Here is a 12363-nt window from a genome sequence, read left to right as displayed (position 1 = left end):
AGCGAGAGGCAACGCCATGACGAGCGCGAACGAGACGCTTACGCTCATCAAGGAGAAGGACTTCGGTACGCCGGCAGTCCATGCGCTGAACAACAAGACTGTCACGCTCGAGATCGACGGACGCGAGATCACCGTGCCCGAGGGCACGTCGATCATGCGCGCGGCGGCCGATCTCGGCATCATGGTGCCGAAGCTGTGCGCCACGGATCATCTCGATCCGTTCGGGTCGTGCCGGCTTTGTCTGGTCGAGATCGAGGGGCGCCGTGGCACCCCGGCCTCGTGCACCACACCGGTTGCGCCCGGCATCAAGGTGACGACACAGAACGACCGTCTCGCCAAGATCCGCAAGGGCGTGATGGAGCTTTATATCTCCGACCATCCGCTCGACTGCCTCACCTGCGCTGCCAACGGCGACTGCGAATTGCAGGACATGGCCGGCGAAGTCGGCCTGCGCGAAGTGCGCTATGGCTATGATGGCAAGAACCACGTGTTCGCCCGCCAGAACGGCGAAGCGAACCCGATGTGGCAGGCGAAGGACCGCTCGAACCCCTACTTCCAGTTCGAGCCCTCGAAGTGCATCGTCTGCTCGCGCTGCGTGCGCGCCTGCGAAGAAGTGCAGGGCACATTCGCGCTGACGATCGACGGCCGCGGTTTTGCCTCGCACGTTTCCGCGGGCATGGACGAGGATTTCCTGAGTTCGGAGTGCGTCTCGTGTGGCGCCTGCGTTCAGGCCTGCCCGACCGCGACGCTGATCGAGAAGTCGGTTGTCGACCACGGCCAGCCTGAGCATTCCATCGTGACGACCTGCGCCTACTGCGGCGTCGGTTGCTCGTTCAAGACGGAGATGCAGGGCGAGCGCGTCGTGCGCATGGTGCCTTACAAGGACGGCGGCGCGAACGAGGGCCATAGCTGCGTGAAGGGCCGCTTCGCTTTCGGCTATGCCACGCACAAGGACCGCGTCCTCAACCCGATGATCCGCGAGAAGATCACTGATCCCTGGCGCGAGGTTTCGTGGGAAGAGGCCATCGCCTATGCCGCGGAGCGCCTCAAGGCAACGCAGGCAAAGTACGGCAAGGGCTCGATCGGCGGCATCACCTCGTCGCGTACGACCAACGAGGAAGTCTATGCCGTGCAGCGCATGATCCGCGCCGCGTTCGGCAACAACAACGTCGACACCTGCGCCCGCGTCTGTCATTCGCCGACCGGCTATGGCCTGAAGCAGACGTTCGGCGAGTCGGCTGGTACGCAGGACTTCAAGAGCGTCGACAAGTCCGACGTGATCATGGTGGTCGGCGCTAACCCGACTGACGCGCATCCGGTGTTCGGCTCGCGCATGAAGAAGCGCCTGCGCGAGGGTGCGAAGCTGATCGTCGTCGATCCGCGCCGCATCGATCTCGTCAAGAGCGCGCACGTCGCCGCGGACCATCATCTGCAGCTGCGCCCCTCGACGAACGTCGCCGTGCTGAACGCTCTGAGCCACGTCGTCGTCACCGAGGGCCTCGTCGACCGCAGCTTCATCGCTGCGCGTTGCGACAAGGAAGCGTTCGCACGCTGGGAGAAGTTCATCTCCGATCCGAAGCACTCGCCGGAATCGACGGAAGCCATCACCGGCGTTCCTGCCGAAGAGATCCGCGGTGCGGCCCGCCTGTTCGCGACCGGCGGCAACGCGGCCATCTACTACGGTCTCGGTGTGACGGAGCACAGCCAGGGTTCGACCACCGTCATGGCGATTGCCAACCTTGCCATGGCGACCGGCAACATCGGCCGCGAAGGCGTGGGCGTGAACCCGCTGCGTGGCCAGAACAACGTGCAGGGCTCTTGCGACATGGGCTCGTTCCCGCACGAGTTCCCCGGCTATCGTCACGTCTCCGACGACGCAACGCGCCGCCTGTTTGAAAAGCAGTGGGGCGTGAAGCTCGACGGCGAGCCGGGCCTGCGCATCCCCAACATGTTCGACGAAGCTTCGTCGGGCACCTTCAAGGGCCTGTTCGTGCACGGTGAGGACATCGTGCAGTCCGACCCGAACACGAACCACGTCACGCACGCGATGGAGTCGATGGAAATCGTCATCGTGCAGGACCTGTTCCTGAACGAGACGGCTGCCTTCGCCCACGTCTTCTTCCCCGGCACGTCGTTCCTCGAGAAGGACGGCACCTTCACCAACGCCGAGCGCCGCGTTAACCGCGTGCGTCCGGTGATGAAGGAGAAGCAGGGCATGGCCGAGTGGGAGATCGTGTGCCGCCTCGCGACGGCCATGGGCTACCCGATGATGTACACGTCGGCTGCTGCCATCATGGACGAGATCGCCGCGGTGACGCCGACCTTCAAGAACATCTCGTTCAAGAGGCTCGACGAGCTGGGCAGCGTGCAGTGGCCGTGCAACGACGAGGCGCCGGAAGGCACCCCGGTGATGCACATCGACGAGTTCACGCGCGGCAAGGGCCGGTTCATGCTGACCGAGTTCGTGCCGACGCCGGAGCGCTCCAACTCGCGGTTCCCGCTCATTCTCACCACGGGCCGCATCCTCAGCCAGTACAATGTCGGCGCGCAGACGCGGCGCACAGACAACAACGTCTGGTACCAGGAGGACATCCTCGAGATGCACGTGAGCGATGCCGAGGTGCGCGGTCTGCGTGACGGCCAGCTGGCATCGGTGACGAGCCGGACGGGTGGAACGACACTGCGCGTCAAGATCAGCGATCGCGTGCCGCCGGGCGTGGTGCACACTACGTTCCACTTCCCGGTGAGCGGTGCCAACGTCATCACGACCGAGAACTCGGACTGGGCGACCAACTGCCCCGAGTACAAGGTGACGGCGGTGCAGGTGAACCCGTCCAACCGTCCTTCCGAATGGCAGGGCGAGTGGGAGGAGCGCGAGCGCGAGAACAAGCGGATCGAGAAGCCTCTCGTCGCAGCCGAGTAACGGGCGGGCACGCAAGGAGCATGAATTTGCGGGAGCCTTGCGTGCCATGTACCCTGCCGCGGCACATTCGTTGATCGTTCCGCGATGACCGTGATGGACAAGATCTCAATTGCAGCCGAGACCGGCGCCGCGCCTTTGTGCTCGGTGCCGGCGAAGGGTGTCAGCGTCGATGGCTCCGGCCAGGAGACGCCGATCATCTGGCAGCTTCCAGAGGAAGCGGCTGTCGCGGTGCAGATCAACACCGAGCCCTACACGGTGATGATGGCGACGCCGTCGGATCTCACCGACTTCGGGCGCGGCTTCGTGCTGGCAGAAGGGATCGTGCCCAACCGTTCGGACATCCTTGGCGTCATTGCCATGCCGGTGGAGAACGGCTGGGCCGTGGACGTTGCCATCGAAGAGGAGGCGCTGGCCGAAGCACGCATGCCGCGCCGCTCGATCGAGGGACGCTCGGGATGCGGCCTATGCGGGGTCGAGAACATTGCCGATGTCGTGCGGGTGCAGAACCCCGGCGCGCGGACGGTGCGGCCTTCGGCGGAGGCGATATTGAAAGCAGCACGCGAATTGCCCAAGCGGCAAGTTATGAACCGCTTCAATCGCACGGTGCATGGCGCGGCCTGGGTGAGCCTCGATGGCGAAATTCTCTACGTGCGCGAGGACGTCGGGCGGCACAATGCGCTGGACAAGCTCATTGGCGTGCTGGCCGACGAAGGTGTCGATCTCGATACCGGCTTCGCGCTCATGACGAGCCGCTGCAGCTTCGAGCTGGTGCAGAAATCGGCAACGTTCGGCATCGGAGCGCTGGTCACCGTATCGGCGCCGACGGCGCTGGCACTCGACATTGCCCGCAAGGCTCGTCTATTCGTCGCGTCGCTCGCTGGCGACAGCGTCGTCATCCTCAATTCTTGAAACGAACTCGGAAAGTACCGTCTGCATGGAAAACCGCGACATGATCCGCATGGCCAACCAGATCGCGGCCTATTTCGAAGCGTACCCGCGCACCGAGGCGCTGAGCGGCATCGCTCATCACATCACGAGCTTCTGGAATCCGCGCATGCGCAAGCAGCTTGCCCAATACATCGATGGCGGCGCGGAAGGGTTGTCGCCGCTGGTGACGGCCGCGATTTCTCCGCCGGCAAAAGCAAAGGCGAGTTCCTAAAGGTCGGCGCGAAGCTGCGCAAAAGTCGAGCTTGCGTGAAATCGTTGGTTAGCTAAACGCGAGTTCCCTGCGCATCTGTGCGCTTGCGAGCCTCCGGCTTGGGGCATAGTCTCATCTTCAGCGCTGCCGGCACGTACCGGCGCTAGAGAGGCGCAGCCGGCGAATATGGCAGGAGGATAGCCATGGGTATCGCATTGACGCTGCAGGAATACCTCGACGACAAGCACGTTCCCTACGATGTCATGCGCCACAAGCGCACCCACTGTTCTTTTGATACCGCACGCGCCTCGCACGTCCCGGGCGACCGGATGGCGAAGGGTGTCGTGCTGACCCGCGAGGGCGGTTTCGTCGTTGCGGTGGTACCAGCCACGGCGCGCGTTCGGCTCGACGTCATCGAGAAGATGCTGCGCTGTCCGGTGGATCTCGCGACCGAGGATGAGATCGGCGAGCTGTTTCCTGATTGCGATGTCGGCGCGGTGCCAGCGCTGGCCGACGCTTATGCGGTCGACGCGTTCATCGACGAGAGCTTCGATAAGCAGCCAGACATCTATCTCGAGGGCGGCGACCATCGCAGTCTCGTGCACATGACGGGCGAAGCGTTTCGCAACATCATGCGCGATGCCCGGCGGGCGCGGATCGCGGATTTGGCATAGGCAGTAGGTAGTCGGGCAGTCGCATTTGCTGCCGACTGCTCATTGCCAGTGCTAGACCGATGCGGTCTTGTCGAGGTGGGCGGCGATCAGCGGGTAGACGTCGCGCGCGGCGTCCTTGCCGAAGATGCAGTCGATGTGGCCGTAGCCAGGGATCACCTTACGCTCGTAAAGCTGACGGCCGTTTACCGCGGCGAGGCGCTCCAATGTGCGCTCGGTACTTTCAGGTTTGAAGCAGGCGTTGTCGGCGCCGTGGATGAACAGGATCGGCAGCGCCATGCGGTCGATGTGGGGCAAGTACACGTCCTGGCCATCGGCGTCGACGAGCTGGCCTTTGCGCGCGAACAGCGCGAGCTGTTGGAACGCTTCGATATTCGCTTCCCCGAACATTTCCGCCAGCCCGGACGTGACGGTCGCGTTGTTGATCTGGGCAATGTTGTAGAGGCGGCCGTATAGCGCGGTGATGCGGGTGCTGGTTGCGTCGTGGGTACGCTCCCGGCGCGGCACTGGCACGATCAGCTGCAACGCCTTGTCGAGGATGCGCTCGCGCCAAGGATCGGCGCTGGTCGCGCGCGCGTTGACCACGTCGATGCCCATAGCTTCGAACACCTGCGGCGCGCGCAAGTAAGCCAGCATGCGCTGCGGATAGAAGGGCACGACGTAGTCGGTCGATATCTGCGAGATGACGGCGGACCGCACGCCTTCGAGGCCGGCCAGTAGCGACATCGTGAAGGTGGTTGCGCCGAAGCAATGGGCGATCACCTGCACCGTCGATGAGCGGGTGATGGCGCGCACCTTGGCGATCGCGGCGGGGTAATCCTGCACGGCGACGTCGTCGGCGTTCCACAATTCGCGCGCGTGGGGAAGGTCGACGCTGGCGCGGAAATCGAGCAGCCAACAGTCATACCCATCGGCGATGAGGTACTCGAGAAGATTGGTGTCGATCGTGTCGATGGAAAAGATGAGGCTCGACACACCGAGTCCGTGGGCGAGCACGACCGGGCCCTTGTTGCCGCCGCGGTAGCGCGTGAGCTTGAGGATCTTGCCGTCGCCGGTGCGGATCAGATGCACCTCGGGCTCGGGGACGCGCAGGCTGCGCTTCTTGCGCGGATTGAAGGCGTCGTAGCGACCCTGTCGAGCGAGCACGCCGCCGTAGGTGTCGAACAACTCGCGGCTGAAGAACGTGCCGAACTTGGCGACGGCCCGCATGCGGTCGGCAACGTCGCGTCCACCGGTGCCGCGCAATGTCTGCATCTGCACGTAGAAATCGGACGGGGCGATTTCGAGAAGGCCGCGGGCGACGCGACCGAGCTGGCCATCGGCACCTTTTGAAATGTCGACGTTGAGGCGCGTGGTATCGCGCCACAGATCCAGCGTCGCATCGGAACGAACGACCTTATGGCCGACGAACTGATATTCGGTGCCATCGCGCGCGGCGAGCGAGAAGCGATAGTCGAAGCGCTTGGTCTCGACGGTATGCTCGTCGACGCGCATCAGATTGAATTTGCCATCGAAGATTTCGAGCGGATCGGGCGAGAGCGCCGGGCAGTCGACGGTGCCGACGATGCGGCCCGGGTGCTTGGGATTGGCGATGAAGCTGTCGACGTCATCGACGACGACCGTCAGTGTAAAGCTGCAGGCGTAGCCTTCCTCCTTGCCGCGGCGTGCAGCCGTCTCGAACGGCAGCGTAACGGCGGGAGAAACGTAGCCTGCCATGCGCTCGGTGAACTCGACCCCGGCGGGGCGGATGGTATCGCGCCCTTCGGGAGCTGCAATCAACAGCGGCGCGTCGTAGCGCTGCGTTTCGGAGAACTCCCAGCCGCGATCGGCGGCGAGATGGATCATCGCGCGCTCGGCGAGGGCGGTGATGGTGAGCAGCGGGTTGACGCCGAGCGGGCGCGGAATGACCGAGCCATCGCACACGTAGAGGCCGGTGAGCACCGCGTCGGCCGGCGCTTCTGCGCGGCCGTCGAACACCTGACACTTGTGATTGACGACGCCCGAGCGGCGGTCGCGCCCCATGACGCAGCCGCCAAGCGGATGCACGGAGATGAGGTTGTTGCCGAGGATGGTCTCGGTGAGCGGATTGCGTGTGTAGTTCCCGCCTGTTGCCTGCGTCGCCTTACGCAGGTTGCGATCGACACGCTCGAACACCGCCTGCTGTGAGACTTTGGGCCAGGATAGCTTCAACCGCTGCTCGTCCAGCGCGATGCGGCCTTTGCCGTCGTCGTGGCTCATGACGAGGTAGGTCTGCGTGCGGTTGACGGCGCCCTGGTAGGCTCCGAGCAGCAGGCTCTGGCGTCGGCGCGCGCGCTCAGCGAGGAAGTCTAATACGCCGCGGTCGGTGTCCTCACCGAACTTGTCGGCACCGAACGTGAAGAGCGCTGGCAGGATCGGCGCAAGCGCGGACGGCAACGAGCCCTCCTCGATCACCATGCCGTCCTCGAGCTTGGCGGTGTCGCGCAGATCGATGAGGCCGGAGATGCAAGGGCCGACCGGGTCGGTGTCGACCACGGGGGGCGAGCCAACGCCGACGCCATTCACTGGCACGTCGTTGTTGAAGGCAAATGCCAGCACATCGCCATTGCCGGTGAAGCGTTCGCCGAGTTGATCGGAGACGGCAAGTCCTTCGGCGCGCGAGCGCAGCAGAATTTCAGTCGAGCCCAGCGTGCCAGCGGCGAGCACCACGACCTCGGCGGTGATCGACTGGTCGGCGGCCGCAAACTTCTCGCGCTCGTGGCCAAGAGGCTCGAAGAAGACGCGCCAACGACCGCGCTCCTGGCGCACGTGCGTCACGCGCATCTCGGTGAAGATCTCGGCCCCGTGATGGAAGGCGTCGGCGAGATAGGTCACCTGCACCGTGTTCTTGGCGCCGACGTTGCAGCCGGAGCAACAATCGCCACACAGGGTGCACGCGGGCTGCTCGACTCCGGCGTAGTTCACCTGCTTCTTCAGCGTGACGTTGATGGGCGGGCGCACGACATCTCGGCGCAGCGCGTTGCCGCTGACGCCGAGCGCCTTGAGCTTTGCGAGGTCAGGGCCTTCGTAAGGGACAGGGCGCAGCACCTCGGTGGCACGGGAGAAGCCTTCCTGACGCGTCTGATCAGCCGCGAGCTCGGGCGGCCAGACCGGATCGTCCCACACGCGCGGGTCGGGCGGCAGCGAGACGTTGGCGTTGACCAGCGAGCCGCCGCCGAGGCCGCAGCCGACGAAGACATGGATGTCCTTGCCGAGGCGCAAATCATATAGGCCGGTCGGGGAGCCGGAGATGCGCTTGCCGTCGCGACTGACCTGGAACTGCTCCTGCGCCTCGACCATGCGATCGGGGAAGTCGCCGATGGCGAATTCCTGCCCCCGCTCCAGCACGGCGACCTTCTTGCCGGCGCGTGCAAGGCGCGAGGCGGCGACGCCACCGCCATAGCCTGAGCCGACGACGACGACGTCGTAGCGCAACTTCAGTTCGGCGACCGACTTGGACAAGCGCCGCATATCACTCTCCCTCGACCGGCGCCGGTGAGCGCCTCAGCCAGCGCGCAAACCAGGGAAGCCTGCGCTCGCGCGGCCTTTCCTCCGACGGTGCGGCAGCCGGAATCTGCTCTGTGGTGCGCGCGGGCGTTGGCGCGTCAGAGATGTGCCAACCGTAATCGTGCGCGAGATGGATCATGGTGCGCTCGGCAAGCGCCGTGATGGTCAGCAGCGGATGAATGCCAAGCGGGCACGGCACGACCGCGCCGTCGCAAACGTAGAGGCCTTCGTGCACGGCATCAGGCAATGAGCCGGCGCTCGTGTCGAACACCTGGCCCTTGTGGTTGACGACGCCGGTGCGGCTGGTCTCGCCCATCGTGCAGCCGCCGAGCGGATGCACGGTCATCAGGTTGCCGCCGAAAATTTTCTCGGTTGCCGGATTACGCATGTAGCTGCCGCCGGTCGCGTGCGCTGCCGTCCTCACCATTTCCTCGATGCGCTGGAAGACGCGCTGGCCGGGGCCGTTGGTCCATTCAATGGCGATGCGGTCGCTCTCGAGGCGCATCACGCCGTTGCCCGCATCGTGGCCGACGGCGAGAAACGTCTGCGTGTTGTGGACGGCGCCCTGATAGGCGCCCTTGAGCAGGCTGTCGGTGGCGCGCTCGATGGCTTCGAGCTCATCGCCCAGCGTGCGCTTCTCGGGCTCGCCGAAGACGGCGGCGCCGGGGGCAAGTAAGGCCGGGAGCGCTGACGCGAAGGCACTGGGCAATGCGCACTCGCACATGGCTAGGCCGTCGCGCACGTCCTTGGTGTCGCGCAGATCGATGAGTGCGTTGACGGCCTGGCCGACCGGGGGCACGGCGGCCTTGGCGGGATCGCCGACGCCGATACCGTTCACCTCGACATCGTTGTTGTAGGCGAGCGCGATGGCATCGCCGTTGGATGTGAAGCGGCTGCCGAGCCAGTGCGAGAGAGCAAGTCCCTCAGCCTTGGAGCGCAGGAGTATTTCGGTGGAGCCAAGCGTGCCGGCGCCGAGAACGACGATGTCAGCGGTGACGAAATACTTGTGGCCGCGCGGGGTGTCTTCGTCCGTCGGCATGGCCCAGACGCGCCAGCCGTTGCGCTCGTCCTTGGAGAGCGAGAGCACGCGCACACCGGTGAACACCTCGGCTCCGAAGGCCGCGGCGTCGGCGATGTACGTGGAGGCAACGGTGGTCTTGGCGCCGACGTTGCAGCCGCCGCAGCAATCGCCGCATTCCTTGCACGCTTCCTGATGCACACCGGCGGCGTTGGGGCCGCTGGTATGGGCGACGTGCAGCGGGATCGGTTCGACGGAGCGCTCGAACGCGGAGGCGGCGAGGCGGAGCGCGCGAACTTTCTCATATGACTGCGTGCGGCTGGAAGCTTCCGGCCGGAGCATATGGCGGGCGCGGACGTAGCCCTCGGCCAGCAGGCGGTCGCGGCGCACGGCGGAAGGCCATGCCGCATCGTCGAAAACGCGCGGATCGGGCGCGAGGCAGACGTTGGCGTTGATCAGCGACGTGCCGCCGAGGCCGCAGGCCATCATGACGTGGATGTCGTCGCCGACGCGGACATCGTAAAGCGCGGTTCGCGATCCCATGTGGCCGCGCGCACCGGAAACCTGTGTTTCACGACTCGCCTGGGGGACGTTCTCGGGGAAGTCGCCGGGCAGGAATTCGCGTCCGCGCTCCAGCACGGCAACCTTGCGGCCACAGCGGGCGAGGCGAGCAGCGGCGACGCCGGCGCCGTAGCCGGACCCCACCACGACAACGTCGTAGTGCGCTTTGAGCTTAGAAGCGGGCATCGCCAGGCGCGCCTGCATGCTCTTCCGTCTCCCGTTACCGGCAACGCTCGTCATGGAAAACCCGGCGCTGCTTCTAGATTTCACACCACCGCCGAACCGGAACCCTGCGGCGGCCGCTTCAAGGCGCCGACGCGGATCTCGACCGGGCCGTCAATGAGGCTGGGACGCAGCGGGCGTGCGGGCACGATGGCGGGTCCAGCGACGGCGCCGAGCCCCGTATCCTTGGTCTTGCGCCACGACCAGCGGCGCGGCGTGCGGCGCAGGCCGATGGAATAGATCGTCAGCTTGTTGGGCTCGACCTTCATGCGCAGGAAGTTTTTGTAGTCAGGGATAGCCATCGAGGCGAAGGCTTGATCGCAATGTAATCCCATGAGGCAGGAAATCGTGAGGTAGGCGCCCCACACGAACCCGGCGACGAGGCCGCCGATGAAAATCATGATGAGCGGGAATATGACGATGGCGCGCAAGAGCTCGCGCACGTCGGCGGTGGTGCGCAGATCAAGGTTTTCCAGGACTTCACGCGCCTGCGGCCACGCGGTCTCGACGAGATAGAACGAGACGTAGGAGACGGCATAATAGAGCGCGATCATCGTTGCGATGTGCGCGAGCCAATGCAGCGTGCCGAGTAACAGCTTGGCCTTCTTGCCCCAGGCACTGTCAGCGTAACCGTAGAGCACGACCCAAAGCGCCAGGCACCATATGCCGAGAATGACGTTCGTTGCGGCGGCGAGCGGGGCAAGCATGAAGATTCCCGGCCACCAGTGGAAACTCGGATCGTGCAGGATGGTCTCGCCGACGGTCTTGCCGTTGTACGGCGTAGTCGAGAACATCCAGATCATCACCCAGTAGATGATGCCCAGCGCGACGGCATAGCCGTAGTTGCTAAAGGGGAACGCAAGCGTGCGCAGGCTGAGCCAGCGGCTCTCTGACCGTGAGGGCCAGCACGAAGGCTTGCCGGTCGGCTTGCCGTCCTTGATCTGGCACTTGAGGTTCAGCTCGAGCTTCCTGTCGCCCCAAGCCACCTTGCGCGTGTCGTCGAGATAGTGGGTTGGAGAGAAATAGGCGCCGCCGCCTCCGGCCGTGAAGAACTGCGTGCCGGTCTCCTTCGACTCGTAGCGGCTGTAGTGATGCAGGTCGCCGGCGACCACGGCGGCGACGCGTGCGCCGGCATCAGTGGCGATCTTGGTGATCGTCGAGAGATTGTCTTCGCCCTGGAGCTTTTCGTCTTTGTCGTAGTTCCAGCTCGGCTCCGCGGTGCAAAGAATGAGCTTTGGCGCTTCGGTCGGGTGCGCCTTCATCTCCTGGGCGATGCCCTCGAAGTAGAGGATCTGTCCGGCGTCGAGATATTGCGCGAGCTGAATGTCGGCGCCCCAGATCCACCAGTTGTGCGGAAGGCGGATGGCGAAGTAGCTGCGGTGCTGCGGGCAGAGCCAGCCGCCGATCTTGTTCTCCGAGGCGTGGCCGAAGCGCGCCTTGCAGAACATGTGGTCGAACGAGGAAAGTCCGTCGTACCAGTCGTGGTTGCCGGGCAGCACGAAGAGCAGACGCCGCCAACCGCCATCGGGCGCCGGCGGCAGCGCTGTTGCGTAGGGCATGGCGAAGCGTTCGCGATAAGCCTGACGCGTCGGGAACGGATAGACCTGATCGCCGCCCATGATCAGCATCTTGGCTCCCGGCAGCGCGCCGACGCCTTCGATGTCGATTTGCGGTTGGCTGACGAGCGAGGCCATCGCATAGGTGGAATCGAAGCCGTCGCCGAGGTCGGCGATGTAGTCGACCCAGACCTTGTCGCCGTCGCCGAGCTGGCGAAGATCAGAGTAGTTATAGCGGCCGACGACCATTTTCATGATCTCGGGCGCGAAGCCGTCGATCGTCGCCTGCATGATGCGCTGGTCAGCGTATTGGCCGAAAATCTCCGAGACGACGGAGCGCCAGCCGGTGCTGACAAGATGCGCGGGGCTATACCAGCGCACCATCTTGGGGAGTGCTCTTAAATCAATCTCCCCCGACCCGTCGGCCATTATAAATCCCCCGAACGCAAACATTCTTTTGGAGCGTGCCCCCCGGCCCACTCTTGAGTTGGAGTGACTCTAGGTTGGGCACCCGGATGAGTCCAGGACGCCCAGCCGAGCAGGTTACCGGGTGTTGCAGGACGAGCGCAGGCGCTCTGCCGCAAGAAAAATCACGTGTGGGATGAACGCAGCATGAGCGTGCGTTTTTCTCCGGTGGCGGAGCATCCCTTCGCGCGGGAAGCGGTCTTACGATGATGACGTGTGCGGCACTGTCCGGACCGATAGAGAGTGAGCGGCTCGCGCGCATTCACGGATTGCACCCCCGCGGC

At 64.7% G+C, this 12363-nt stretch carries 7 protein-coding genes; 4 read left to right on the top strand and 3 right to left on the bottom strand.

Annotated features, from left to right (window positions below):
• Positions 1-16 precede the first annotated feature (16 nt).
• The 4 genes from fdhF (at position 17) to ACP15D_RS15975 (ending at position 4735) form a co-directional block, all read left to right on the top strand.
• Positions 17-2923, top strand: coding sequence for a formate dehydrogenase subunit alpha (gene fdhF / locus ACP15D_RS15990; protein WP_424959255.1), 2907 nt, complete (start codon positions 17-19; stop codon positions 2921-2923).
• Between the two features lie 93 nt (positions 2924-3016).
• On the top strand, positions 3017-3832 hold the full coding sequence (gene fdhD / locus ACP15D_RS15985) for a formate dehydrogenase accessory sulfurtransferase FdhD (protein ID WP_424958421.1): 816 nt from the start codon (positions 3017-3019) through the stop codon (positions 3830-3832).
• A 25-nt stretch (positions 3833-3857) separates the two neighbouring features.
• Entirely contained in the window at positions 3858-4082 is a 225-nt protein-coding gene (locus ACP15D_RS15980; RefSeq protein ID WP_424958420.1) for a formate dehydrogenase subunit delta, read from the top strand.
• A gap of 182 nt (positions 4083-4264) precedes the next feature.
• Positions 4265-4735: an aminoacyl-tRNA deacylase gene (locus tag ACP15D_RS15975; protein ID WP_424958419.1), complete on the top strand. Its 471-nt coding sequence runs from the start codon at positions 4265-4267 to the stop codon at positions 4733-4735.
• Between the two features lie 51 nt (positions 4736-4786).
• Here the strand turns inward: ACP15D_RS15975 and ACP15D_RS15970 are convergent, their stop codons facing one another.
• The 3 genes from ACP15D_RS15970 to ACP15D_RS15960 all read right to left on the bottom strand — a co-directional run bounded on the left by ACP15D_RS15970 (position 4787) and on the right by ACP15D_RS15960 (position 12043).
• A complete protein-coding gene (locus ACP15D_RS15970) occupies positions 4787-8221 on the bottom strand; it encodes an alpha/beta fold hydrolase (protein WP_424958418.1) in 3435 nt (1144 codons plus the stop codon).
• Between the two features lies 1 nt (position 8222).
• Entirely contained in the window at positions 8223-10040 is a 1818-nt protein-coding gene (locus tag ACP15D_RS15965) for a GMC family oxidoreductase N-terminal domain-containing protein (RefSeq protein ID WP_424958417.1), read from the bottom strand.
• Positions 10041-10102: 62 nt separating this feature from the next.
• Positions 10103-12043, bottom strand: coding sequence for a hypothetical protein (locus ACP15D_RS15960; protein ID WP_424958416.1), 1941 nt, complete (start codon positions 12041-12043; stop codon positions 10103-10105).
• Between the last annotated feature and the right edge of the window lie 320 nt (positions 12044-12363).

Origin of the sequence: Hyphomicrobium sp. 1Nfss2.1 (assembly GCF_965243865.1) — a bacterium.
Lineage (GTDB): Bacteria > Pseudomonadota > Alphaproteobacteria > Rhizobiales > Hyphomicrobiaceae > Hyphomicrobium_A.
Note: the sequence above shows the minus strand (reverse complement) of the source record. Positions and strands in the feature narration are given on the sequence as shown.